The 24,014-nt window shown below is 67.0% G+C and carries 25 protein-coding genes; 6 read left to right on the top strand and 19 right to left on the bottom strand.

The features are described 5' to 3' along the window. Nucleotides 1-117: 117 nt before the first annotated feature. The gene (gene pgsA, locus BST15_RS18225) at nucleotides 118-714 is read right to left on the bottom strand and encodes a CDP-diacylglycerol--glycerol-3-phosphate 3-phosphatidyltransferase (RefSeq protein ID WP_046191085.1); all 597 of its coding nucleotides are present in this window, start codon (nucleotides 712-714) and stop codon (nucleotides 118-120) included. A gap of 55 nt (nucleotides 715-769) precedes the next feature. Between pgsA and BST15_RS18220 the strand changes: the two genes are divergently transcribed. Continuing rightward, nucleotides 770-1,294, top strand: coding sequence for an amino-acid N-acetyltransferase (locus BST15_RS18220; RefSeq protein WP_234708354.1), 525 nt, complete (start codon nucleotides 770-772; stop codon nucleotides 1,292-1,294). Here the strand turns inward: BST15_RS18220 and BST15_RS18215 are convergent. Continuing rightward, nucleotides 1,291-1,800 (bottom strand): DUF421 domain-containing protein, encoded by a 510-nt coding sequence (locus tag BST15_RS18215; RefSeq protein WP_046191087.1) that lies wholly within the window; start codon nucleotides 1,798-1,800, stop codon nucleotides 1,291-1,293. The genes BST15_RS18220 and BST15_RS18215 overlap by 4 nt on opposite strands. A gap of 182 nt (nucleotides 1,801-1,982) precedes the next feature. Here BST15_RS18215 and BST15_RS18210 point away from each other — a divergent pair, with 182 nt between their 5' ends. After that, nucleotides 1,983-3,311: a wax ester/triacylglycerol synthase family O-acyltransferase gene (locus BST15_RS18210; RefSeq protein ID WP_046191088.1), complete on the top strand. Its 1,329-nt coding sequence runs from the start codon at nucleotides 1,983-1,985 to the stop codon at nucleotides 3,309-3,311. 6 nt (nucleotides 3,312-3,317) lie between these two features. Here BST15_RS18210 and BST15_RS18205 read toward each other — a convergent pair whose 3' ends face one another. Beyond that, nucleotides 3,318-5,897: an FtsK/SpoIIIE family DNA translocase gene (locus BST15_RS18205; RefSeq protein ID WP_083071100.1), complete on the bottom strand. Its 2,580-nt coding sequence runs from the start codon at nucleotides 5,895-5,897 to the stop codon at nucleotides 3,318-3,320. A gap of 132 nt (nucleotides 5,898-6,029) precedes the next feature. On the opposite strand from BST15_RS18205, the gene BST15_RS18200 reads away from it, so the two are divergent. Continuing rightward, complete coding sequence (locus BST15_RS18200) at nucleotides 6,030-6,344, top strand: putative quinol monooxygenase (RefSeq protein ID WP_046191090.1); 315 nt, start codon at nucleotides 6,030-6,032, stop codon at nucleotides 6,342-6,344. Nucleotides 6,345-6,366: 22 nt separating this feature from the next. Here the strand turns inward: BST15_RS18200 and BST15_RS18195 are convergent, their stop codons facing one another. Genes BST15_RS18195 through thyX form a run of 3 tightly spaced genes read right to left on the bottom strand, consistent with a single transcriptional unit; the run spans nucleotide 6,367 to nucleotide 9,748 of the window. After that, nucleotides 6,367-8,043: a ribonuclease J gene (locus BST15_RS18195; protein ID WP_046191091.1), complete on the bottom strand. Its 1,677-nt coding sequence runs from the start codon at nucleotides 8,041-8,043 to the stop codon at nucleotides 6,367-6,369. Between the two features lie 7 nt (nucleotides 8,044-8,050). Then, on the bottom strand, nucleotides 8,051-8,953 hold the full coding sequence (dapA, locus tag BST15_RS18190; protein WP_046191092.1) for a 4-hydroxy-tetrahydrodipicolinate synthase: 903 nt from the start codon (nucleotides 8,951-8,953) through the stop codon (nucleotides 8,051-8,053). 30 nt (nucleotides 8,954-8,983) lie between these two features. Then, nucleotides 8,984-9,748 (bottom strand): FAD-dependent thymidylate synthase, encoded by a 765-nt coding sequence (thyX, locus tag BST15_RS18185; protein WP_046191095.1) that lies wholly within the window; start codon nucleotides 9,746-9,748, stop codon nucleotides 8,984-8,986. A 135-nt stretch (nucleotides 9,749-9,883) separates the two neighbouring features. Here thyX and mbp1 point away from each other — a divergent pair, with 135 nt between their 5' ends. Further along, nucleotides 9,884-10,120, top strand: coding sequence for a microaggregate-binding protein 1 (mbp1, locus tag BST15_RS18180; RefSeq protein WP_046191093.1), 237 nt, complete (start codon nucleotides 9,884-9,886; stop codon nucleotides 10,118-10,120). A 21-nt stretch (nucleotides 10,121-10,141) separates the two neighbouring features. Then, the gene (locus BST15_RS18175) at nucleotides 10,142-10,882 is read left to right on the top strand and encodes a DoxX family protein (protein ID WP_052734928.1); all 741 of its coding nucleotides are present in this window, start codon (nucleotides 10,142-10,144) and stop codon (nucleotides 10,880-10,882) included. 12 nt (nucleotides 10,883-10,894) lie between these two features. Here the strand turns inward: BST15_RS18175 and BST15_RS18170 are convergent, their stop codons facing one another. Genes BST15_RS18170 through BST15_RS18160 form a run of 3 tightly spaced genes read right to left on the bottom strand, consistent with a single transcriptional unit; the run spans nucleotide 10,895 to nucleotide 13,376 of the window. Beyond that, nucleotides 10,895-12,097 carry a winged helix-turn-helix domain-containing protein gene (locus BST15_RS18170; RefSeq protein WP_046190883.1) on the bottom strand — a complete coding sequence of 401 codons (1,203 nt, stop codon included), beginning with the start codon at nucleotides 12,095-12,097 and terminating at the stop codon, nucleotides 10,895-10,897. Further along, on the bottom strand, nucleotides 12,085-12,579 hold the full coding sequence (locus tag BST15_RS18165) for a dihydrofolate reductase (RefSeq protein WP_046190884.1): 495 nt from the start codon (nucleotides 12,577-12,579) through the stop codon (nucleotides 12,085-12,087). The genes BST15_RS18170 and BST15_RS18165 overlap by 13 nt, the downstream gene beginning before the upstream one ends. Beyond that, nucleotides 12,576-13,376, bottom strand: a complete 801-nt coding sequence (locus BST15_RS18160; protein ID WP_046190885.1) for a thymidylate synthase — start codon at nucleotides 13,374-13,376, stop codon at nucleotides 12,576-12,578. Before BST15_RS18160 ends, BST15_RS18165 begins: the two co-directional genes overlap by 4 nt. A 97-nt stretch (nucleotides 13,377-13,473) precedes the next feature. Between BST15_RS18160 and BST15_RS18155 the strand changes: the two genes are divergently transcribed. Next, nucleotides 13,474-14,214 carry an alpha/beta fold hydrolase gene (locus BST15_RS18155; RefSeq protein ID WP_046190886.1) on the top strand — a complete coding sequence of 247 codons (741 nt, stop codon included), beginning with the start codon at nucleotides 13,474-13,476 and terminating at the stop codon, nucleotides 14,212-14,214. On the opposite strand, the gene BST15_RS18150 is transcribed toward BST15_RS18155, so the two are convergent. Genes BST15_RS18150 through BST15_RS18105 form a run of 10 tightly spaced genes read right to left on the bottom strand, consistent with a single transcriptional unit; the run spans nucleotide 14,211 to nucleotide 23,910 of the window. Next, on the bottom strand, nucleotides 14,211-15,575 hold the full coding sequence (locus BST15_RS18150) for an MFS transporter (protein ID WP_046190887.1): 1,365 nt from the start codon (nucleotides 15,573-15,575) through the stop codon (nucleotides 14,211-14,213). The genes BST15_RS18155 and BST15_RS18150 overlap by 4 nt on opposite strands. 1 nt (nucleotide 15,576) lies before the next feature. Further along, nucleotides 15,577-16,653 (bottom strand): phosphotransferase family protein, encoded by a 1,077-nt coding sequence (locus tag BST15_RS18145; RefSeq protein WP_046190888.1) that lies wholly within the window; start codon nucleotides 16,651-16,653, stop codon nucleotides 15,577-15,579. Next, nucleotides 16,598-17,383, bottom strand: a complete 786-nt coding sequence (locus BST15_RS18140; RefSeq protein WP_046190889.1) for an SDR family oxidoreductase — start codon at nucleotides 17,381-17,383, stop codon at nucleotides 16,598-16,600. The genes BST15_RS18145 and BST15_RS18140 overlap by 56 nt, the downstream gene beginning before the upstream one ends. Further along, nucleotides 17,380-18,600, bottom strand: coding sequence for an acyl-CoA dehydrogenase family protein (locus tag BST15_RS18135; RefSeq protein WP_046190890.1), 1,221 nt, complete (start codon nucleotides 18,598-18,600; stop codon nucleotides 17,380-17,382). Before BST15_RS18135 ends, BST15_RS18140 begins: the two co-directional genes overlap by 4 nt. A gap of 13 nt (nucleotides 18,601-18,613) precedes the next feature. Then, nucleotides 18,614-19,435: an SDR family oxidoreductase gene (locus tag BST15_RS18130; RefSeq protein WP_046190891.1), complete on the bottom strand. Its 822-nt coding sequence runs from the start codon at nucleotides 19,433-19,435 to the stop codon at nucleotides 18,614-18,616. Nucleotides 19,436-19,491: 56 nt separating this feature from the next. Beyond that, the gene (locus BST15_RS18125; RefSeq protein ID WP_046190892.1) at nucleotides 19,492-20,148 is read right to left on the bottom strand and encodes a TetR/AcrR family transcriptional regulator; all 657 of its coding nucleotides are present in this window, start codon (nucleotides 20,146-20,148) and stop codon (nucleotides 19,492-19,494) included. 9 nt (nucleotides 20,149-20,157) lie between these two features. Next, a complete protein-coding gene (locus BST15_RS18120; RefSeq protein WP_046190893.1) occupies nucleotides 20,158-21,405 on the bottom strand; it encodes a DNA recombination protein RmuC in 1,248 nt (415 codons plus the stop codon). Nucleotides 21,406-21,442: 37 nt separating this feature from the next. Next, nucleotides 21,443-22,975: a class I adenylate-forming enzyme family protein gene (locus BST15_RS18115; RefSeq protein WP_046190896.1), complete on the bottom strand. Its 1,533-nt coding sequence runs from the start codon at nucleotides 22,973-22,975 to the stop codon at nucleotides 21,443-21,445. 10 nt (nucleotides 22,976-22,985) lie between these two features. Further along, entirely contained in the window at nucleotides 22,986-23,435 is a 450-nt protein-coding gene (locus BST15_RS18110) for a hypothetical protein (RefSeq protein WP_046190894.1), read from the bottom strand. Between the two features lie 46 nt (nucleotides 23,436-23,481). Then, nucleotides 23,482-23,910 (bottom strand): VOC family protein, encoded by a 429-nt coding sequence (locus tag BST15_RS18105; RefSeq protein ID WP_046190895.1) that lies wholly within the window; start codon nucleotides 23,908-23,910, stop codon nucleotides 23,482-23,484. Nucleotides 23,911-24,014: the final 104 nt, after the last annotated feature.

Raw genomic sequence — 24,014 nt, 5'->3', positions numbered from 1 at the left:
AATTCGGCGGGCCCAGCATCGGCTCTCCTACGTCGAGCCTCGTGACCCGCCGGGCCAATTCGGCGGGCCCAGCATCGGCTCTCCTACGTCGAGCCTCGTGACCCGCCGGGAGTGGCGTCAGTGTGCCCTTGGCCCGCCGCGCAGGTCGGTGATGGCCGACACCACGTAATCAACGCCGGTCAGCACGGTCAGGACCACCGCCGCGGCCATCACGGTCCACGCCGTCACCAGCCACGGGCCTTCCAACGGCAGGATGAGCAGCCCGATTCCGACGGCCTGCACGAGGGTCTTGAGCTTTCCGCCACGGCTGGCCGGGATGACGCCACGGTGCAGCACCGCGAACCGCAACAGCGTGATCCCGATCTCGCGAACCAAGATGACTACCGTCACCCACCACCACAGGTCGCCCAGCATGGACAACCCGATCAGCGCCGCGCCGATCAGCGCCTTGTCGGCGATCGGATCCGCCAGAGTGCCGAACTCGGTCACCATGCCGTAGTTGCGAGCCAGGGTTCCGTCGAGTCGATCGGTCACGATCGCGACCGCGAAGATGACGAAAGCCGCAATCCGGGTCTTCGGATCGTGGCCGTGTTCGGCGAACAACGCCACCAAGAAGACCGGAACCAGCGCCAGCCGCATCACGGTGAGCGCGTTGGCGATATTGACCACCGGGACGTGCGTCACCACTGGATTGGTTTGAGGCTGCCCCGACACGGCAGTCAGAATATCTGTTACCCAGCCCGAAATGAGAAACCGATACTGTGCAGCTGTGAATGCTGCGGCGGATCGACCGGCGGAGCGGCCCCAGGTGCGGCGCGCTCGCACCTCGGATGTGCCGGCGATCAAGAGGCTTGTGGACATCTACGCCGGCAAGATCCTGCTGGAAAAGAACCTGGTGACACTGTATGAGGCGGTCCAGGAGTTCTGGGTCGCCACGGACGCTGACCAGCAGGTGGTCGGCTGCGGGGCACTACATGTGCTGTGGTCGGACCTCGGCGAGGTGCGCACCATCGCGGTCGACCCGGCCGCGACCGGTCGCGGGGTCGGTCATGCGATCGTCGACCGCTTGCTGCAGGTGGCCCGCGAGCTGGAATTGCAACGGCTGTTCGTGCTGACCTTCGAGACCGAGTTCTTCGCACGGCACGGCTTTACCGAGATCGACGGCACACCGGTGACCCCTGAGGTCTATGAGGAGATGCAACGGTCCTACGACGTCGGAGTGGCTGAATTCCTGGACCTGAGCTACGTCAAGCCCAACACCCTGGGCAACACCCGAATGCTGCTGATCCTCTAGTCGATCACCATGTCGCGGACCCGGCGGGGCGCGCCGATGAGGAAACTGAACTGACCGTCGGACTCCATCCGGCCCTCACGCACCACGGAAAGATCGGCAATCCCCTGTTTACGGGCCTGCTCGCGAACCTGCTCCTCGGTGATCATCTCCTTACGCATGTTGGCGTAAAGAAATGCACCCTCATAGATCACCAGCAGTGGCCCCGGTCGCAGGATCCTCGCCACCCCGGGCCAACGGTGCGCCATCCAGTTCAGCAGATAGGACCAGCCGATGATCACGCCGACGAGCAGGATGCCGTCGCTGATGGATCGGTAGCCGCCGGACATGCCGTTCTGCGCCGCATCGGCGATCAGCACCACCACGATCAGATCGGTGATCCCGTTGGTGCCCGCCTCACGTTTCAACACCACCCGCAGCAACGCGTAGATCGCAATGTAGATGACGGTTCCGCGGATGAAGATCTCCGATGGCGGTGTATCGAAAGAGAAAAGTCGCGCCCACTCCACGTGGCGAGATTACGCGCCTGAACGCCACTGGAAAACCGCTGGTGTCCGCTTAGTGTCCGGTCCGTGTCCAGCGCGTGTCTGGCAGCTGCCGCGGTCGACAGAGCAAAGGACTTCCGGCCCTGCCGCGCACCCGCTGATCCGGCGATAGTGGTACTGACAGTTGCAGACAACTGGAGGTAGCCGTGGCCGAGTACCTGACCCCCTTGGACGCCGGATTTCTGGGCGTCGAGGACGCCGACCGGAACGTCAGCATGGCCACCGGCACGCTCGCGGTCCTCGATGGCCCGGTTCCCGAGTTCTCCGACCTGCAGCGGACCCTGGCCGATCGTCTCCAAGGTTGCCCCCGGTTCGGGCAGCGGCTACTCCGGCATGCCCTGGAGCTGAGCGCACCCGAATGGGTCAACGACCCGCACTTCGATGTCGCCCAACACATCGGCCGGATCGCGGTGCCCGCCCCCGGCGGCGACGGCGAACTACATGGGGTGGTCGCCGACGTGATGTCCTGGCGGCTGGACCGCAACCGCCCGCTGTGGGAGATCTGGGTGATCAGCGGGCTGCGTGACGGCCGCTGGGCCCTGCTGATGAAGGTTCACCACTGCGTCGCCAGCGGTAGCGCGACCGCGCACATGCTGACCGGGCTGTCCGACAACGGCGTCACCGCTGGCACGGCCCACCCGGCCACCGCGTCGCATGACGCGCAGGCACCCCACGTCCGGCCCCTGCTGGACCTCAACCCGGTGCACTGGATGTACAACCTTCGCGGCGTGCTGGAGCTGGCCAGCGGGTTGCTGGCGCCGGTCACCTCGTCGCTCAACGGTCCGATCACCAGCAGACGCCGCTACAGCGCGGCACGCGTACCACTGAACGACATTCAGCAGATCTGCCGGGTGTTCGACGTGACCGTCAACGATGTGGTGCTGTCCGCCCTGACCGAAAGCTATCGGGACTTCATGATCCGCCGTGGCCAAGTCCCCCAACCTGATTCGTTGCGCACCCTGGTCCCGGAGTCGGCGATGTCCACCGTGTTGCTGCCGCGGCTACCGGTCGAGGAGTCGAACCCGGTGCAGCGGTTGCTGGCGGTGCGTTCCCGAGTGGCGCGGGCCAAAGACAGCGGGCAAGGATTTGCCGGACGTGCCGTCATGTCGGCGGCCGGCCTGCTACCCGTCGCATGGTCGGCCGCGGCCGCCCGATTGCTCGGCGGGCTCCGCCAGCGAGGTGTGGTGGCACTGGCGACCAATGTTCCCGGGCCGGCGGAACCGTTGGAGATCATGGGCTGCGCCGTGGTGGGCGTGTTCCCGGTGCCACCGATCGCGTTGCAGCTGCGCACCGGGGTGTCGGTGCTGAGCTACGCCGGGGAGCTGTTCATCGGGGTGCTGGCCGACTACGAGTTCGCCGCGGTCGACGAACTCGCCCGCGGACTGGAGGCCGCGGTGGCCCGTTTGGTGGCGCGCAGCAAACGTCGCAAGCCGCTGCGTGACTGGCACGGGCTGACCCTGGTGCACAGCGCGTAGCGACGCCTAGAACGCGTCGTCGTCGACGTCGTCGGCGTCTGCCCCACCACCGCGGATAGCCATCAACGTCGCCGCCAGCTCGTCCGGTTTGATCAGCACCTGACGGGCTTTGGAGCCCTCGGACGGACCGACGATGCTGCGGGTCTCCATCAGGTCCATCAGCCGGCCCGCCTTGGCGAAGCCCACCCGCAGCTTGCGCTGCAACATCGAGGTCGAGCCGAACTGGCTCGACACCACCAGCTCGACTGCCTGCAGGAAGACGTCCATGTCGTCGCCGATGTCGGGGTCGACGTCGGCGCGGTCACCGCCGGCCTTCACCGCGGTGACGCCCTCGGTGTACTCGGGCTCGGCCTGGTCTTTGCAGGCGCTGACCACGGCCTGGATCTCCTCATCGGAGATGAACGCGCCCTGCAGCCGGATCGGCTTGTTGGCGCCCATCGGCAGGAACAGCCCGTCGCCCATGCCGATCAGCTTCTCGGCGCCTGGCTGATCAAGAATGACCCGAGAGTCGGTGAGCGACGAGGTGGCGAAGGCCAGTCGCGAGGGCACGTTGGTCTTGATCAGGCCGGTCACGACGTCCACCGACGGCCGCTGAGTCGCCAGAACCAGGTGGATGCCCGCGGCACGGGCCTTTTGGGTGATCCGCACGATCGCATCCTCGACGTCGCGGGGAGCGGTCATCATCAGGTCCGCGAGCTCGTCGACGACGGCGAGAATGAAGGGATACGGCCGGTAGACCCGCTCACTGCCCAGCGGTGTGGTGATCTCCCCGGAGCGCACCTTGTCGTTGAAGTCGTTGATGTGGCGGACCCGGGACGCCTTCATGTCCTGGTAGCGCTGCTCCATCTCCTCAACCAGCCAGGCCAGCGCGGCGGCAGCCTTCTTCGGCTCGGTGATGATCGGTGTGATCAGGTGCGGGATGCCCTCATAGGGGGTCAGTTCCACCATCTTCGGGTCGATCAGGATCATCCTGACTTCTTCCGGGGTGGCCCGCGCCAGCAGCGACACCAGCATCGAATTGACGAAGCTCGACTTGCCCGAGCCGGTGGACCCGGCCACCAGCAGGTGCGGCATCTTCGCGAGGTTGGCGCAGATGAAGTCGCCCTCGATGTCTTTGCCGAGGCCGATCAGCAGCGGGTGGTGGTCCCCGCGGGTCGACGGCGCGGTCAGCACGTCCGCCAGCCGAACGAGTTCGCGGTCGGTGTTGGGCACTTCGATGCCGACGGCGGACTTGCCAGGGATCGGCGCGAGCATCCGCACGCTCTCGGTGGCCACCGCGTAGGCGATATTGCGCTGCAGGGCGGTGATCTTCTCGACCTTCACACCCGGGCCCAGTTCCACCTCGTAGCGGGTGACGGTGGGACCGCGGGTGCAGCCGGTGACCGCAGCGTCAACCTTGAACTGGTCCAGTACCGAGGTGATCGCGTCGGCCATCTGGTCATTGGCCGCGGTGCGCAGTTTCGGCGGGTCGCCGGCAATCAGCAGATTCAGGGCCGGCAGGGTGTAGGGACCCTCCACCACCCGATCCAGCACGACGGTGGTTTCGGCGGGTTTGGCCTTGGGCTCCTTGGTCGCCTTGCGACGTATCGGCTTGACCGGTGGCGCCGCAGCGGCCGGCGGCTCCTCGAGTGGGTAGTTGTCCAGCGGGCTGCGCGATTGCCAGTCCGGGGCGTCGTCGATCACGTCGGTATCGACAGCGGCGAACCGGCTGGTTCCGGCCCGGGTGGCGACGGGGGCGTCGTGGCGAACTTCGTCGTTGCGGGCGTCATAGCTACGGGCGTCGTCCTCGGCGCCGTCGTAAGCCGGGTCGTAGTCCTGATCGTCGTAGTCGTCGTATTCGTCGTCGTATTCGTCGTCGCCGTAGTCGCCGCGGAACATCGTGCGCAAGGCCTCCGGGGCCTCCCGCAGGGTGGTCCCGGTCAGCAACAAGACGCCGAACAGCACACCGATGCACAACAGCGGTGCGGCGATCCAGGCGGTGAGCCCATCGGCAAGCGGGCCACCGATCGCGAAGCCCACGAACCCGGCACCGTGCAGACGGCCGTCGGGACTCTGCGGCGAACCCGACCACAAGTGCCACAGCCCCAGGACCGGCAGCGCGATCATGGCCGATCCGAGGATCAGCCGGGGCCGGTTCTCCGGGTCCGGCTCGGTGCGCATCAACAGGACGGCACCGGCGGCGGCAAGCACCGGCAGCAGCACCACGGCACCGCCGATCACGGTGCGCAGACCGGTGTCGATCCACGCACCGACCGGGCGCGCCGCATCCAGCCAGCAACTTGCGGCCGTCACCACGGCCAGCGCCAGCAGCGCCAGCGCAATGCCGTCCCGACGATGCCCGGGGTCGATGTCGTGCGCACGGCCCACGGAACGAGCGGCGCCACCGGCGCCCTTGGCCACCATCAGCCACGTCGCGCGCGCGAGGCGACCACAAGCCATCCCCAGGGCAACCGGACGCGAGTGCTGCCGGGCGTTACGGCGGGGTTTGGCCGCAGGACGAGACCGAGCGGGCCGGGCAGCCGCCTTTGACCTGGTCGTACGGGCACCAGAGCGTGCGGGAGTCCTACTAGCCGTCTTACTAGCCATGCGGGCAAGCCTAGTCGCAATTGCCCCATCTGTACCTTAAGCCACACTGGCCCCGGCCGGTTGGTCCACGACTCGTCTCACGAGCGGCTCGGTAGGGTGTCCGGTGAATTACCAACAGTCAAGGAGTGCGCTATGCCCGTGGTCGTCGTCGCCACCTTCACCGTCAAGCCGGAATCGGTCGAAGCAGTCCGCGAGATCTGCACCAAGGCGGTGGCGCAGGTGCACGAAGAACCGGGCTGCCAGCTGTACTCCCTGCACGAAGCCGACGGCTCCTTCGTGTTCATCGAGCAGTGGGCCGACGCCGACGCGCTGAAGGCGCACTCCACGGCCCCGGCGGTCGGCGCGCTGTTCGGCAGCCTCACCGAGCACCTTGCCGGAGCGCCCGACATCAAGATGCTGCAGCCAGTCCCGGCCGGAGAACCCGCTCAGGGCCAGCTGCGGCCCTGAGCACCAGGGCCGTCGAGCCCGCTCAGACCTCGAGCACCGTCGGCACGATCATCGGCTGACGCCGGTAGGTCTCCCCCACCCACTTGCCGACGGTGCGTCGGACCGCCTGGGCAATGCGCACCGGATCGGTCACCTGCTCCGCGGCAAGGGATTCCAGCTCAGCCTCGACTCTGCGGACCACCGGCTCCAGCGCCTTGGGATCTTCGGAGAAGCCGCGCGAATGCAGATGCGGCGGCGCCACCGGCTTGCCGGTCCCGCGGCGCACCACCACGGTGACCGAGACGAATCCCGAGGACAGGATCAAGCGCTCACCCAGCGTGGCATCACCGACGTCACCGTCGACCAGGCCGTCGACGAACATCTTGCCCAGCGGCACGCCGCCGGCGATGCGGGCTTGTCCGGCGACCAAGTCGACGCTGACCCCGTTCTCGGCCAGCAGGATCGACTCCTCCGGCACACCGGTACGAACGGCCAGTTCGGCATTCGCGCGCATCATCCGCCAGGTACCGTGCACGGGCATCACGTTGCGGGGCCGAATGCCGTTGTAGAGGAACAGCAGTTCGCCGGAGTAGGCGTGTCCGGAGACATGCACCCGCGCCGAGGCGTTGGTGACCACCCGGGCGCCGATCTTCGCCAGCGCGTCCATCACCCCGTAAACGGCCTCCTCGTTGCCGGGGATCAGCGATGACGACAGCACGACCAGATCGCCGGCGGTCAGCGTGATGGACCGGTGCTCGCCGCGCGACATCCGCGACAACGCCGACAGTGGTTCACCCTGGGTTCCGGTGGTGACCAGAACGACCTTCTCCGGCGGCATCATCTCGGCGGCACCGATATCGACCAGGTCAGAGTCCTCGACCCGCAGGAAGCCCAGGTCCTTGGCGATTCCCATGTTGCGGACCATCGATCGGCCCACAAACGACACCCGGCGACCGAGCGCGACCGCGGCATCGACGATCTGTTGCACCCGGTCCACGTTGGAGGCGAAGCACGCCACAATCACCCGGCCCTCGGCGCCGCGGATCAGCCGATGCAGGGTGGGTCCGACTTCGCTTTCGCTGGGCCCGACGCCCGGTATCTCGGCGTTAGTCGAATCGCACAGCAGCAGGTCCACGCCCTTGTCGCCCAGCCGTGACATGCCGGGCAGGTCCGTGGGGCGCCCGTCTGGAGGCAGCTGGTCGAGCTTGATGTCGCCGGTGTGCAGCACGGTTCCCGCTCCGGTATGCACCGCGATCGCCAGTGCGTCCGGAATGGAGTGGTTTACCGCGAAGTACTCGCATTCGAACACCCCGTGGGTGCTGCGCTGGCCTTCGGCAACCTGGACGAATACCGGCTTGATGCGGTGCTCGCGGCACTTCGCGGCGACCAGGGCGAGAGTGAACTTCGATCCCACCACTGGGATGTCAGCCCGCAGTTTGAGCAGGAACGGGATGGCGCCGATGTGGTCTTCATGGGCGTGGGTGAGCACCAGCGCCTCGACGTCGTCGAGGCGGTCTTGAATGTGGCGGATGTCGGGCAGTATCAAGTCGACACCGGGCTCGTCATGGCCCGGAAAAAGCACACCGCAGTCGATGATCAGCAGGCGGCCGAGGTGCTCGAAAACGGTCATGTTGCGACCGATCTCGCTGATACCGCCCAGCGCGGTGATCCGCAGGCCGCCCTCGGCCAGCGGACCCGGAGGGGTCAGATCCTCATTCACAGCGGTCTCACCCGAGAACAGACGCGGCGCGCATATCGATGGCCAATTCGTCGACCTCGGCGGCCGTCGCCGGAACCATCGGCAACCGCGGATCGCCCACGTCGAAGCCCTGCAACCGCAGCCCGGCCTTGACGAAGGTCACCCCACCGACGCGCCCCATCGCATTGGACAACGACGCGATGGAGACATTGATCTTGCGGGCGGTCGCAACATCGCCGGCGGCGAAGGCAGCCAGCATGTCACGCAACTGGCTCGCCGCGAAGTGGGAGATGACGCTGACGAATCCGGTGGCACCCATGGCCAGCCAGGGCAGGTTGAGGGCGTCATCGCCGGAGTAGTAGGCCAGCCCGGTCTCGGCCATGATCTGCGCGCCCGCGTGCAGATCGCCCTTGGCGTCCTTGATCGCGACGATGTTGGGGTGTTCGGCCAGCTCGAAGATGGTGTCCGGTGCGATGGGCACCACTGACCGAGCGGGAATGTCGTAGAGCATGACCGGTAGCGCGCTGGCATCGGCTACGGCGGTGAAATGCGCCAACAGTCCGGCCTGCGACGGTCGCGAGTAGTACGGCGTCACCACCAGAAGGCCATGCGCGCCGACGCCCGCGCAGGCCTCGGCCAGCCGCACGCTGTGCTCGGTGTCGTTGCTGCCTGCGCCGGCGATGATCCGCGCCCGGTCGCCGACGGCCTCAACCACCGCTCGCAGCAGCGTGAGCTTCTCGTAATCCGCGGTGGTCGGCGACTCGCCCGTGGTACCCGAGATCACCAAACCGTCGCAACCTGCGTCGATGAGGCGATTGGCCAGGCGCACCGCGGCGTCGGTGTCCACCGAGCCGTCCGCGCCGAAGGGGGTCACCATGGCGGTCAGCACCGTGCCGAACTGCGCCTTGGCGTCGAATCCGCTGCTGCTCACGGGCCAAGATTACCTGGCGCCCGCGGTTGCTCAGACCTCGGTGGCGAGCGGGCTGGTCGCGACTTCGGTGCCGTCGGCCAACGTGCTGATCTGGAAGTCCCCGAAGGCCGCCGGAGCCAGGCCGGCGAGCTGGCGCAGGCACTCGACGGCAAGGCGGCGGATCTCGACATCGGCGTGCTCGCTGGCGCGCATCGCGATGAAATGCCGCCACGCCCGGTAGTTGCCGGTCACCACGATGCGGGCCTCAGTGGCGTTGGGCAGTACCGCGCGAGCGGCCTGCCGGGCCTGCTTGCGGCGCAGCGCACCCATGGTCTCGGCGGGCTGGCCTGCTGCGAACTTGGCCTCCAGCCGGGCCAGCAGCTCGGTATAGGCGGCGTAGCTGGCGTCGGCGGCCTCGGCCAGGATCTGCTGCAGTTCGGCGTCGTCTTCCATCCCGGGGGGCACCACGATCCGCGAGTCCGGCTCCGGGACGTAGCGCTGCGACAGCTGGGAGAACGACAGGTGACGATGCCGAATCAGCTCGTGAGTGGCCGACCGGGAAATACCGGTGATGTAGAACGTCACCGAGGCGTGTTCGAGCACCGCCAAGTGCCCGACGTCGATGACGTGTTTGAGGTAGGCCGCGTTCGTGGCAGTGCGTGGGTTGGGTTTTGACCAGCTCTGGTAGCAGGCCCGGCCCGCGAACTCCACCAGAGCCTGACCACCGTCGGCGTCGGTGCTCCAGGGCACGTCCGGCGGCGAAGTGAACTCGGTCTTGGCAATCAGTTGCACGCGCAGCGGCGCCGTCTCGGCCACGGCACTCACCTTAAGGCGTGTCCGGCCGCTGTCGGGGCTGCGGCGCGTTCTGACGATGTTTACGCCGTAAGCCCGTCGGGTACGCCGAGACAATCGGCGGGCGCCCCGGCCTGCCGAAAATGGGAGGGATACCAGATGAGTAACCACGACAGTGGACCTGAGGCCGCCATCAAGGGCGTCGTCGAAGACGTCAAGGGCAAGGCGAAGGAAGTCGCCGGAGCGGTGATCGGCAACGACTCTCTCCAACGCGAAGGCCAGGCACAGCAGGACAAGGCCGAAGCTCAGCGCGAGGTCGCCGTCAAGGAAGCCGAAGCCGAGAAGGCCCGGGCCAAGGCCGCTGCTGAAGAGGCACGCGAGCGCGCCGAGCAGTAGTGAGGAGTCCCGCCAGTGTTGATGCGTAAGATCGCACGTCCCCTGCTCGCGACGGCCTTCGTCGGACAGGGGGTGGAGGCACTGCTTCGGCCCCAGGAGGCCGCGCAGACGGCGCGCCCGACGTTGGATGGCCTCAAACTGCTACCCGATGAGGTGGCGGGGAAGGTGCCGTCCGACGTCGAGTCGTTCGCCAGGGCCAACGCGCTGGCGCAGATCGGGGGCGGCCTGCTGCTTGCCAGCGGCAGGCTGCCCCGTCTGGCCGCAGCGGTGCTGGCCTGCACGGTGATACCGGGCAGCGCGGGTGGGCACCTGTTCTGGTCGGAGCCTGACCCGCAGCGACGGACCGAGAAGCGTCGGGCCTTCCTGACCGACGTCAGCCTTATCGGCGGACTGATGATCGCGGCGGCCGATACCGAAGGACGGCCTTCGCTGGGCTGGCGCGCTCGACGTACCGCCCGCCGCGCCTATCAACGTGCGGCCTCGGCATTGCCCGCCTCGTCCAACGATGCCGTGCTGGAGACGTTGGGCGACAAAGCGAGTGCGGGCCTGTTAGCCGGCGTCGAGCACGGTCGCGAACTCGCAGAGTTGGTCGGCGAGAAAGCCGGTCCGCTACTTGAGTCTGCCGGCGAACGGGGAGCCCAGCTGGCAGAGCTCGCCGCCGAGCGCGGGACCGAGCTTGCGCAGGTAGCCCGGGAAGGGGCGGCGACGCTCGCCGACGGCGCTCGTCGCCGCATCCGCCAGCTCGACGCCCATCGTCGGTGACCACCAGGCAGGTCATCGAAGCGCGGCAGCCAGATCCCCGCGCTCGCCCACGGTGACTCGGCTCAGACCCAGCCAGCTGGCCATCGACTCCAGCTCGGCCAGCAATGCCGCGCCCACCCGCTTCGGATCCCGGCCCTGCTCGGCGTAGGCGCCGACGACGTGCAGCGCGTCGCGTTGGCGGTCGGCTTTGAGATCCACCCGGGCCACCAATTCGCCGTCGAGCAGCAGCGGCCAGACGTAGTAGCCGTAGTGACGCTTGGCGGCCGGGGTGTAGATCTCGATGCGGTAGTGAAAATCGAACAACCGCTGGACCCGCGGCCGGAAGAAGATCAGTGGGTCAAACGGGCACAACAGCGCGGTGCCGCGGTCCGTCCGCGGGATCGCCTGCCCGGCACGCAGATAGGCCGTGGCATCCCAACCCGCGACCGTGACCGGTTCCAATTCGCCTGCCGCCACCAGCTGTGCGATCGCCGGCTTGGTCTGGGCGGCCGACAGACGGAAGTAGTCCCGCAGGTCGGCCTCGGTACCCACCCCCAGGGCCCCCGCCGCTCGCAGTATCAGCTCTCGGATCGCCTGGTCATCGTCGACGTCGACGGCCAGCACGTGCTCCGGCAGCACGTTCTCCACCAAGTCGTAGTGCCGGGCGAAGCCGACCCGGGTCGCGGTGGTCAGCACACCAGAGGCAAACAGTGCCTCGGCCACCCATTTGGTGTCACTGCGATTCCACCAGGGTCCCTTTCCGGCCCGTCCGGATGCGGCGGCGAGGTGGTCCTCGATCTGCCCGGCGGTCGCCGGGCCCAGCTCGCTGACCGCGGCGACGACATCGGTGACCAGCTGCGGATTGGCCCGAACGATGGCCGAGCCCCACCGACCATGCGGCCACTGGCGCATCCGCCACTGCAACAGTGGCCAGTCCTCGACAGCTATCAGCGCCGCCTCGTGTGCCCAGTACTCCACCAGCAGCCGCGGCGAGCGGGCACTGTGGCTCCATGCGGCACGGTCCAGCACGGAGCGGTCATAGGGGCCGAGGCGGCTGAACACCGGCGCGTAGTGTGCACGCACCGCCACGGAAACCGAATCCAGCTGCAGGAGGTGGATCCGAGAGATCAGGCGCCTCAGGTGCGCCCTGGTCACCGCGACAGACGGCTTGGACTCGGTGAATCCCTGTGCGGCAACGGCGATTCGGCGCGCCTGCGCCGCCGTTAAGACGGGCACACCGACCGGCGGTAGTGCACATAGCGATAACGCAGGCCACTCTTGCTGGTCAACCACTCCCCCGCGCTGCCCAGCCAGGACTCGTCCAGCACCGGAGCAACGGCGTCACCGTCACCGACCGGCAGATCGATGTCGATCTCGGTGACTTCGCACTGGCTGGCCAACGGCAACGCCAGCGCGTAGATCTCGGCTCCGCCGACCACCCAGACATCGTCCGCATCGAGCGCGTCCTCCAACGATGTGACGACGGTGGCACCCTCGGCCACGTAGTCGGGGCTGCGGGTCACCACGACGTTGCGTCGGCCCGGCAGCGGCCGGACGCTGGCGGGCAGCGACTCCCAAGTGAGGCGTCCCATCACGACGGTGTGCCCGAGGGTGAGCTGCTTGTAGCGGGCCTGATCCTCCGGCACCCGCCACGGGATCCCCCCGGCGCGGCCTATCACCCCCGACAACGACTGAGCCCAGATCAGACTGATCGTCATACCGCGACGGGCGCCTTGATCGCCGGATGCGGATCGTAATCCCGAATCTCGATGTCTTCGTAGGTGTAGTCGAAGATCGATTGGCGCGGCGCCAGAACCAAACTCGGGTACGGGCGCGGCGCGCGACTGAGTTGTTCGGTGACCTGGTCCACGTGATTGTCGTAGATGTGGCAGTCGCCGCCGGTCCAGATGAAGTCGCCGACGCCCAGCCCGGCCTGCGCGGCCATCATGTGGGTCAGCAGCGCGTAACTGGCGATGTTGAACGGCACTCCGAGGAACAGGTCGGCGCTGCGCTGATAGAGCTGACAAGACAGCTTGCCGTCGGCGACATAGAACTGGAACAGCGCGTGACAGGGCGCCAGCGCCATCTGAGCGATCTCGCCGACGTTCCATGCCGACACGATGATGCGGCGAGAATCCGGGTCGGTGCGCAGCAGATGCAACGCCGCGGAGATCTGGTCTACCTGCTCGCCCGACGGGGTCGGCCAGGACCGCCACTGCACGCCGTAGACGGGTCCGAGATCTCCTGTCTCAGAAGCCCATTCATCCCAGATGGTGACGCCGTGTTCCTTGAGCCAGGCGATGTTGGAGTCACCCCGCAGGAACCACAGCAGCTCGTAGATCACCGACTTCAGGTGCACCTTTTTGGTGGTGATCAGGGGGAACCCGTCGGCCAGGTTGTACCGCAACTGGTGACCGAACAGGCTGCGGGTGCCGGTACCGGTGCGGTCCGCCTTCGGGGTTCCTTCGGCCAGAACCAGCCGCAACAGGTCCTCGTACGGGGTCGCGATCGGCACGCCGCCAGCTTAGCGGCGATCGCAAGCGTGGCGAAGCCACGCGCCGCGGGTCGCCGCCTCCAACACAGCGGCGATTGGTCGGGGTACAACGGACGCCATGCCCATGATCACCGACACCGTCACCACTGCGGACGGCGACTGCCCGGTTCGCCTGTTCACTCCGGAGGGCTCCGGCCCCTGGCCTGCTGTTGTCATGTATCCCGACGCAGGAGGGGTCCGCGCGACCTTCGACGCGATGGCCGCTGAGCTGGCCGGATTCGGCTACGCCGTGCTGCTGCCCGATGTCTACTACCGCCAGCCCGGCTGGCAGCCCTTCGAGATGGCGACGGTGTTCGCCGACCCCACTGAGCGCGCCCGCCTGTTCGGGATGCTCGGCAGCGTGACCCCGGACCGGATGACCAGCGACGCACGAGCATTCTTCGACTACCTGGCAGGCCGGCCCGAGGTGCGTGGGGAGAGGTTCGGGGTGTGTGGTTACTGCATGGGCGGACGGACTTCTGTCGTCGTCGCTGGAAGGGTGCCCGAGCGGGTGGCCGCGGCGGCGTCCTTCCACGGCGGTGGGCTGGTGACCGATGCCCCGGACAGCCCGCATCTGCTGGCCGATCGGATGAGGGCCACCGTCTACGTGGCCGGCGCCCAGAACGACGCCTCGTTCACCCAGGAGCACGCGGCCACCCTCGATGAGGCGCTGACCACCGCCGGGGTCCCCCACACGGTTGAGTTCTATCCGGCCGCCCACGGCTTCGCTGTCCCCGACAACGCACCCTTCGACGCCGACGCCGCGGCCCGGCACTGGGCGGCCATGCGCGAGCTGTTCGGCGCCGCGCTCACCGGTTAGACGTCAACCAGTTCCGCGTCGCGGGTCTCGTGCATCGCCAGCAGCGCTACGAATGAGCACGCGGCGGCGATCGACAGGTAGCCGCCCACCCAGGCCACCCCGTGGCTGGTCACCAGCCAGGTGGTGATGAACGGGGCCACCGCCGCGCCCAGGATGCTCGCCGCGTTGTAGGCCACGCCCGAACCCGTATAGCGGACATTGGTCGGGAACAGTTCGGGCAGCACCGCACTCATCGGCCCGAACGCCAAACCCATGAGCGTCATCCCGATGATCAGGAAGACGAGCACCGCGCCGGTGGAGGCGGTCGGTTTCAGGAATAGACCGAAGGCGCTCCCGTACAGCATGATCCCGGCGGTGAAGCACAACAGCAGCGGACGTCGACCGAAGTGGTCGGCCAGTCTGCCGACGATCGGCAGCACGGCGACGAAGAACAGCACGGCGATCAGCTGCAGTCCGAGAAACTCGGCATAGCCATATCCCAGGCCGATGCCCTCGGGCGGACGTTTGGCGGTGCCGTAGCTCAGGCTCCAGGTCGTCACGGTGAAGAAGAGTGTGTAGGGCACCACCATCGCCAGCGTGCCGATGACCAGCCGGCGCCAGCTGCCCCGCAGGAGCGCGGCGATTGGCGCGTTGACCGGCGTGCCGGTGGCCTTGGCCTGCGCGAAGACCGGAGTTTCGGTGAGCCGCAGCCGGACATACAGTCCGACAGCCACCATCACAGCACTCAGCAGGAACGGAATCCGCCAGCCCCAGGTGAGAAAGGGCCCGTTCGTATCCGCGCCGACGCCGCCCGATCCCAACGAGAGGAACAGGATCAGGAAGATCGAGGTGGCCAAAACGTAGCCCAAGGGCGCACCGAGTTGTGGCCAGATGCCCGCCGTCGCCCGGCGACCCGGTTTGGCGGTTTCGGTGGCCAGCAGCGCCGCACCGCTCCATTCGCCGCCGAGCGCCAGGCCCTGGCAGAACCGCAGGGCAGCCAGCAGCACGGGGGCCAATAGCCCGATCTGGTGGTAGGTGGGCAGCACGCCGATCAGGAATGTGGCGACGCCCATCAACAGCAAAGAGGCGACCAGGGTGGATTTGCGGCCCAGTCGATCACCGAAGTGACCGAACAGGATCGATCCCACCGGTCGGGCCACGAACGCCAACCCGAAGGTCGCCAACGAGGCCAGCAGCGCCGCGGTGGGATTGCCCGTCTGAAAGAACAGGTGGGGGAAGACCGTGACGGCGGCGGCCGCATAGACGTAGAAGTCGTAGAACTCGACCGTGGTGCCGACCATGGCCGCCACGGCGATCCTGCGGCGCGGGACACCACCGACAAGGTCTGCCTCGCCGTCTGGGGCGCGATACGACGTGGTCATGTCAGATGCCCGCCTCATCGGCTACCGCACGCGCCTTGTCCACCAGCCCGTCGATCCAGGCGGTGATCGGGGTGCCGGCGGCGGCCTTATTGGCAGGGTTGTCCAGGACCCGCCGCACGATCCCCTCGGCGATGATCGCGACCTTCCACAACCCGAGGGCATGCCAGTACTGCAGCGATGCCGCGTCACGGCCGGTCTCGTCCAAATACACCTGTGCCAGCTCCGCCCGGTTGGGGAACCCTTCCAACGTGCTGATGACGAAGTCGCCGGCGATGTGCTCCTCGCCCACCTCCGGCCAGTACGCCAGCAGGCTGCCCATGTCGGCCAGCGGGTCGCCCAGGGTGGACAACTCCCAATCCAGCACGGCGATGACGTGCCCGTTCTCCGGTGCGGTGATCACGTTGCGCAGGTGAAAGTCGCCGTGCACCAACGTCAGTTCGTGCTGCTCCGGGACGGCGGCGTACAGCCGCCGGGTCAGGTCGTCGAGTGCGGGCAGCTCTCGCGTCTTGGACTTCTCCCATTGCCCAGACCAGCGTTTGAGCTGTCGCTGGGCGTAGGGCTTATGACTGGCCAGGTCGGCGAGTCCCACTTCGGCGATATCGACGGCGTGAATCTTGGCCAGGGTCTTGGGCATGGACAGCCCGATCTGCCGGCGTCGCTCGGCAGACAGAGACTGCGCCACAGCCATCCGGTCCACCACCACCCCGTCGACGAACTCCATCAACAACAGCGGGACGTCGTGCGCGTCTCGGGTCAGTCCGAACACCTTCGGCGTGGGGACGTTGGTGTCGCCCAGTGCGGCGAGGATCCGCGCTTCGCGGGCGACATCGTGAGCCGAGGCCAGCAGCTGTCCCACCGGGGGGCGGCGCAGCACCCAGTTGTGGCCTGCGCTGTCGGACACCCGGTAAGTCAGGTTGGACTGGCCGATCCCGATCCGCTCAAAACGCAGTGGTCCATCCACCGGCAGGCCCAGCTCGGTGATCCATGCGGTCGCCGCCGCCGGATCTAGGCCCAGTGGCTCGTCAGCCACCCAAACCTCCCCGGAATCCGGTTGCGTCACCGAGGATCTGGCCACCATCCATGACCAGGGTCTGCCCGGTGATCCAACTCGCCGCATCGGATGCCAGGAACGCCACCGCGTCGGCCACGTCCAACGGCTCGCCGATCCGGCCCAAGGGCATGGTGGCCGCCAGCGCCTGCTCGTGCTCCTTCCACAGCACCTCGGCCAGCTTGGTGCGCACCACTCCGGGGCAGATCGCGTTGACCCGGATTCCGGGGGACAGTTCCAGCGCGAGTTGTTTGGTGACATGGATCAGCGCGGCTTTGGTGGCGTTGTACAGGCCCATCAGCGGCGCATGGCTCATGCCGCCGATGGAGGCCGTATTGATCACGACGCCGCTGTGCCCATCGCGCTGTCCCAGTCCGGCCTTCACCGCCTGCGACGTCCACATCAGGGGTCCCCACAGGTTGATGTCGAAGATCTTGGCGAACCGGGCATGGTCCTGGTCGATGAGCCGTCCGAACGCCGGATTGGTGCCGGCGTTGTTGACCAGGATGTCGATGCTGCCGAAGCGTTCCACGGTGACGTCCATGCAGCGCTGGGCGGCCTCCTCGTCGGCGACGTGGGCGGCCACGCCCAGTGCGCTGCCGGTGATCTGGGCCGCCGCGGCGTCGGCACTCTCCTGGTCTCGCGAGGTCAGCACCACATTGGCACCGGCCTCGGACAACCGCTGGCCGATCGCCAGACCGATCCCGCGCGACCCACCGGTGATGATCGCCGTACGCCCCGCGAAATCCTGTGTCGTCATCGCGCACCTTCCCGGTATTTACGCAGTTCTTGGCGCGCGATCGCGCGCTTGTGCACCTCGTCGGGGCCGTCGGCAAGTCGCAGAGTACGCAGGTGGGCCCAGAAACCGGCCAGCGGGAAGTCTTCGGTGAGCCCGCCGGCACCGTGTACCTGCATGGCCCGGTCCACGATCGTGAGCGCGATGTTGGGTGCCGCGACCTTGATCGCGGCGATCTCGACCTGTGCCGCCTTGTTGCCGACGGTGTCCATCAGATACGCGGTCTTGAGCGTCAGCAGCCGGATCATCTCGATCTCGATGCGCGCCTCGGCGATCCAGTCGCGGATGTTGGCGTTGTCGGCGATCGGCCTGCCGAAGGCCACGCGCGATTGCGCGCGCTTGCATAACAGCTCCAGCGCTCGTTCGGCCATGCCGATGGCCCGCATACAGTGGTGGATCCGGCCCGGGCCGAGCCGCGCCTGGGCGATCGCGAACCCTTCGCCTTCACCTTTGAGAACATCTTTGGCGGGCACCCGCACGTCTTTGAAGTCGATCTCGGCGTGGCCCTCGCGGTCCTGGTAGCCCATCACCGTCAGGCCACGCATGATCGTGACGCCCGGAGCGTCGATGGGAACCACCATCATCGACTGCTGCCGGTGAGTTGCCGCGTCCGGATCGGTCTTGCCCATCACGATCATCACCTTGCAGTTCTGATGCAACGCGTTGGAGGCGAACCATTTCCGGCCGTTGAGCACGTAGTGGTCACCGTCGCGCACCATGGACAACTGCACGTTGGTGGCATCAGAGCTGGCCACCTGGGGCTCGGTCATCGCGAAGGCGGATCGGATGGTGCCCTCCAGCAGGGGCTTGAGGTACTTCTCTTTGTGCTCGTCGCTGCCGAACAGCGTGAACACTTCCATGTTGCCGGTGTCGGGCGCCGCGCAGTTGGTCGCTTCGGGTGCCAGATGCGGGCAACGGCCCATGATCTCGGCCAGCGGCGCGTACTCGAGATTGGTCAGGCCCGGACCCCATTCTGGATGGGGGTGAAAGAGGTTCCACAGACCGCGACTGCGTGCCTCCGCTTTGAGCTCTTCGAGGATCGGGGGCTGGAAATGCGGGTTTCCTGCCTCGGCCATCTGTGTCTCGTAGACGGCTTCGGCCGGATACACATGCGAATCCATGAAGTCCAACAAGTCGGACTGGTACTGCTGTGCGCGCTCTGACATTTCAAACAGGGACATACAGGCTCCTCACCTAGGACACTTCGGAGTCGAGCAGGCCGCGCTGGTATCGGCGCATGCCACGCAGCCAGCGGTCGTAGTCGCCTGCCTTGTGCCGGAACATCTCCAGCACCGCCGGGTGCGGCAGGATCAGGAAACGCTCGTCGTCGATGGCGGCGAGCACCTCGGCGGCGACGGCGGCCGGTTCGAGCACCTCACCGGCCGTGGTAACCGCTCGGGTCGCCAGGTCGCCGAGCGGATCGCCGGATTGTTCGCCGGCGTAGAGCAACTGGGTGTTCACGCCCATCGGGCACAGGCAGCTGACCTTGACGCCCTGATCGCCGTAGGTGATGTTGAGCCATTCGGCGAATCCGATGGCGGCGTGTTTGGTGACCGAGTAGGCAGCGGCACCGAGCTGGGTGAGCAGTCCCGCCGCCGATGCGGTCGACACGAAGTAGCCCTCGCCCCGGCGTACCCAATCGGGAATCAGCAGCTGCGCGGCACGGATGTGGGCGCGAAGGTTGACGTCGATAGCCAGGTCCCAGTCGGATTCCCCGGGGAGGCCGGGGGCCCCGGTGATGCCGGCGTTGGCGAAGTAGAAGTCAACCGGGCCGAACTGGTCTTCCGCCAGCGCGATGAGCTTCTCGATGGTGGCGGTGTCGGATACGTCGCCGCCGTGCCCGACCGCTGCGCCGGGATGCCGGGCGTTGATCTGGTCGGCGACCGCCGTCGCGGCGGCCGCGTCCAGGTCTGCGACCACCACGTGAGCTCCGGCGTCGGCCAGCGCCACCGACAGTGCTCCCCCGATACCGCCACCGCCTCCGGTGACGATGGCGACCCGCTCGGCAACCTTCATGGTCGATGATCCCGTTCTTCAGTTCGCGACAGCAGTGACATTAGTTGAATCCGATCTCATGTTCGACTTGTGACGGTCTGGAATTTCAGAGCATTCGCCCAGAGCTCGGTGACCGTGGCAACCAGGGTCTCGAAGTCGGCGCCAGAGCCCAGTGCGCCGCCCTCACCGACGAAGGTGACGTACGCCAGCCGGCTCACCATCCCCGACAGTGCGCGCGATGCCAGCAGCGGATCGACGTCGGCACCGGCGATCCCGCGCGCCTGTAAGTCAGCGATCCCGGCAGCATTGCGCCGGATGAAGGCGTCCGCGCGCTGCGCGCGGAAGGCGCGGAACTTCGGGTCGATCTGCGATACCTGCTCCAGCAGCCCCATCAGCTGGGCATTGCGCCGATATGCCTCCAAATAGGCGCGGTTGCTGGCTTCCAGCACGGCGTAGGGATCGTCTGAATCCCGCACCCGGCCCATTCCCGGGTGCATCATGTCCTGCTGAGCCTGCTCCAGGACGGCGGCGAAGATCTCTTCTTTGTTCGCGAAATAGGTATAGAAGGACCCGGTCGCACAGCCGGCAGTCTTGGTGATGTCGGTCAGTTTGGCGTCGAGGTAACCGTCGCGCTCGAAGACCTTGCGGGCCGCGGCGACCAGCCCAGCCCGCGTCCGCGCCCCCCGCACCGTCGCCGGCAGCGGACGAACCGGGGCGGCCGGCACGGTATCCATCCGTGCAGGCTAGCTGAATTCGATGTCAACTTCACTGAATTCGTCGACCCCGTCGCCGAAGCCGCCCAGCAGCGTGTCGGCCTCCGGTACGGGCAGCGATTCCACTCCCCGCAGCTTGCGTTCGATTGCCCGGCTGCGCACACCGGCGGTATCGATGGTGTTGCGGGCGGCGTCGAGCTGCTTGCGGGTCTTCTCCAGTACGGTCGCGAACTTCCCGAACTCGGTCTTGACCGCCGCCAGGACCTGCCAAACCTCGCTGCTGCGCCGTTCGATCGCCAGGGTGCGAAATCCCATGCGCAAGCTGTTGAGCAGCGCAGCCAAGGTGGTCGGGCCGGCCAGCGTCACCTTGTACTTGGCCTGGATCCGTTCAAAGAGCCCAGGCTGGCGCAGTACCTCCGCGTACAGGCTCTCGGTGGCCAGGAACAGGATCGCGAAGTCCGTGGTGTGCGGTGGATCAAGGTACTTGTCGCAGATGTCGCAGGCTTCCGCCTCGATCCGCCGAATCAGTGCCTGTCGCGCGGCCGCCTCGCCGTTGGCGTCGGCGTGCTCCTGCGCGTCAAGCAGGCGCTCGAAGTCCTCGCGGGGAAATTTGGCGTCGATGGGCAACAGCACCTCTCCGGCGCCGCTGGCCCCGGGCAGCCGGATCGCGAACTCCACCCGCGCGTTCGAACCGGGCACGGTGATGACGTTGGTGGCGTACTGCTCGGGCGTCAACGTCTCGGCCAGCAACGCGGCCAACTGCGTCTCACCGAAGATCCCGCGGGTTTTCACGTTGGTCAGCACCCTCTTGAGGTCACCCACCCCGGCGGCCAGCGACTGCATCTCACCCAAGCCACGCTGGACGGCCTCCAAGCGCTCGGAGATCTGGGTGAAGGATTGGGCCAGCCGGGTTTCCAGCGTTGCCTGCAGCTTTTCGTCCACCGTGGCCCGCATCTTCTCCAGCTGTGCGGTGTTCTCGGCCTGCAGACTCTTGAGCTGCCGATCCAACGTGGCGCCGATCTTGTCCTGCGTGCCCTGCAGCGTCGACCCGAACCGGTGCAACGTCGTCTGCCATTGGTGAAATGCCTGCGCCAGTTCCGCTCGCCCGGCGTGCTGCTCCGCACGTAGGGTGCGTTCCACCCGCTCACTGTCGCCCCGCAACGCGGCGAGCTGATCCGGTGCGATCGATGCGCCCGTGGGACGCAGCAGCACCACGACCTGCAGGATCACCGCCAGCAGCGCTAGGGACGTGAGGAGGATCAGCAGTGCTGTGTCCATGCCTGGCAAGGTAGCGCGGGCCACCGACAAGTCCCGGTCACCTCAGCGGCGAGCCCCACCTCACCTGGGTGCGCAGCTGCGCTTTGAGAAGTTTGCCGCTGGCGGTGCGCGGCAACGCCTCACTCACGACGGTGACGTACTGGGGCACCTTGAAGTCCGCCAACTGGCCGCGGCAGTAGTCGAGTACCGCGGCCACGTCGATTCCCTCCTGGTCGCCGAGCAACACCGCGCCGACCTTCTCACCCATCACATCGTCGGGCACCGCGAGCACGCAGGCATCGGCCACCCCGGGCGCCGATAGCAGCGCCGCCTCCACCTCGACGCTGGAGACGTTCTCGCCACCGCGGTTGATGATGTCTTTGAGCCGGTCGATGATGTGCACCCGTCCGGCGTCATCGACGCGCACCACATCGCCGGTGTGCAACCAGCCATCGACAATGGTGGCCGCGGTGGCCTCGGGCCGGTTCCAATAGCCGCCCATCACATTGGCGCCGCGCACCACGAGTTCACCGACGCCGGGATCGCCCCCTGTCGGGACGACTCCGATCTGCCCCGACGGCACGACATAGCCGACGGAGTCGGCATGCGCAATGGCATCGGAGTCCGGCAAGACCGTCATCAGCGAGGCGGTCTCAGTCATCCCATAGCCATTGAAAACGGTTGCGGCCCCGAACGCGTCACGCAATGAACGCACCAACGCAGGCGCCGTCGGTGCACCGCCGTAGCCCACCCACCGCACCCCGCTCACGTCAGCCGAGGCGAATTCGGGATGCCGCAGCAGCAGCGCATAGATCGCCGGCACGGTGACCATCGATGAAATCCGTTGCGCAGGGATTGCTTCGATAAACGCGGGCAGACTCAGCGAGGGCATGATGACGGCCGTGCCGCCGGTGTAGACAGCCACCAGCAGTTGGGAGTTGCAGCCGGTCACATGGAACAGGGGCACCGAGATCAGCGTTCGATATTCCTCGCCCAGTGAACGGGATCTGCCCAGGGTGCGCATCATGTTCTCGGCATTGGTCACGAAAGCCTCATGCGTGGTCGGCACGCCCTTCGGACTGCCCGTGGTGCCGGAGGTATAGAACAGCGCCGCGATGTCACTGGCCTCGAGCCCGTCCACCACATACGGCTGGCCATCGGGCAACGCGCCGCCAGGAGCCAGGTCGACCCGCACACCGGCGTCGGCGAGCACGAAGTCGATCTCCGGCGCGGCCGAACGGGTGTTGACGGCCACCGGTATACCCCCGGCCATCAGCGTCCCCCAGAAGGCCAGCACCCAGTCCAGTCCCGCGGGGAACCGCGCGGCGACACGGTCACCGCGCCTGAGCCCGCCGGCCTTCAGCCCGCCCGCCACGCGGGCGGCCTGCCGCCACAACTGCCGGTAAGTAAGCCTGCCGGCCCCGAGTTCCACCACGGCCTCGCTGTCGGGCCGCAGCTCGACCTGTTCGGCCAGTAGGTCCAACAGGGTTGCGGGCAGCTGCGCATAACGGGTGATCCCGCTGGAGTCCCGGATCACCCCGGTGGCCGGAAAGGGGTTGTGGCGCCGCGTTATTTCGACGACGTCCGCCATGATCAGCTCGTCAGCTCCGGCGTCGCCGGGCGTGCGCGAGTGCCCGGAAGGCCCCGCGCAGCGCATAGACGGCGGACATGATGCAGGCGAGAATCAACACCACGAACATCGGCAACCAGTTGCCGCGGTCATGGTTGATGTGCCACCACACGTAGGTGAACAACACCGACGAGATGAAGAAGACGATGTCGCGCCAGTTGCCCTGGTAGGTCAGCGCCGCAGATCGCAACGCGCGCGCTCGGTCGGAGGCGGCAACCAAGTCGTCGATGCGCTCGTCGATGGTGCGCTGCAAGTCGGCTCGCCGCTGGGTCTGTTCCGTCGGTATCCGGTCGAGCAGGTCGAGATCCTGTTTGATCAGGCCACGCACATCCGGACCCTTGAGCTGTCCGGCGGCCGCCGTGAGAAGAGCTCCGCCGAAGATCGGGGCCGCACCCAAGGCGGTACTGAGCAGTGAGGGCATCGTTCGTGCCGTTCCTTTCCCTCTGGCTTCCGGCCACCCTACGACGTCAGGCCAGGCTTACCGCCCCATCGGGACCTATCCGCCAGCCGGGGTTGTGCGCGATCTCCCAGATCAGGCCGTTGGGGTCTTCGACGTGCGCATGGAACACCCCGCCGAACTGGCCAGATTGCGGCGACTTCACGACGCGCCCGCCCGCGGCGGCCATGGCGTCGGTCAGCGCGATCACCGCGCCGGGATCCTCGACGTTGTGGGCCACGGTGACCCCCGAGACTCGGGACTGGTCGCCGGGCGACGCCAGGTCTTGGTTGAATTTCGCGGCATCGAAAAATCCCAGGACCTGGCCGGGCGCCGCCTGGTAGAAGATGATCTCCCCCTCGACGTCCAGCAGGGAGCGCCATCCCAGCGCACTGTAGAAATTCCTGGTCGCGTCCAGATCGATGGCCGCGATGGTGACGAAATGCACCCGTTGCTCCATGACCCGAGCCTAGGCTCGGCCATCTGTCGTGGGGTCGGCGTAGTATCGCACATATGTTCCCTTGGGTTGGACGTGTATCTGGCGGTTATGAGCTGGGGGTGTGC

This window comes from Mycolicibacter arupensis (genome assembly GCF_002086515.1).
GTDB classification, from domain to species: domain Bacteria; phylum Actinomycetota; class Actinomycetes; order Mycobacteriales; family Mycobacteriaceae; genus Mycobacterium; species Mycobacterium arupense.
The sequence above is the reverse complement of the archived record's forward strand: the minus strand, read 5'-3'. Positions and strand labels throughout refer to the sequence as shown.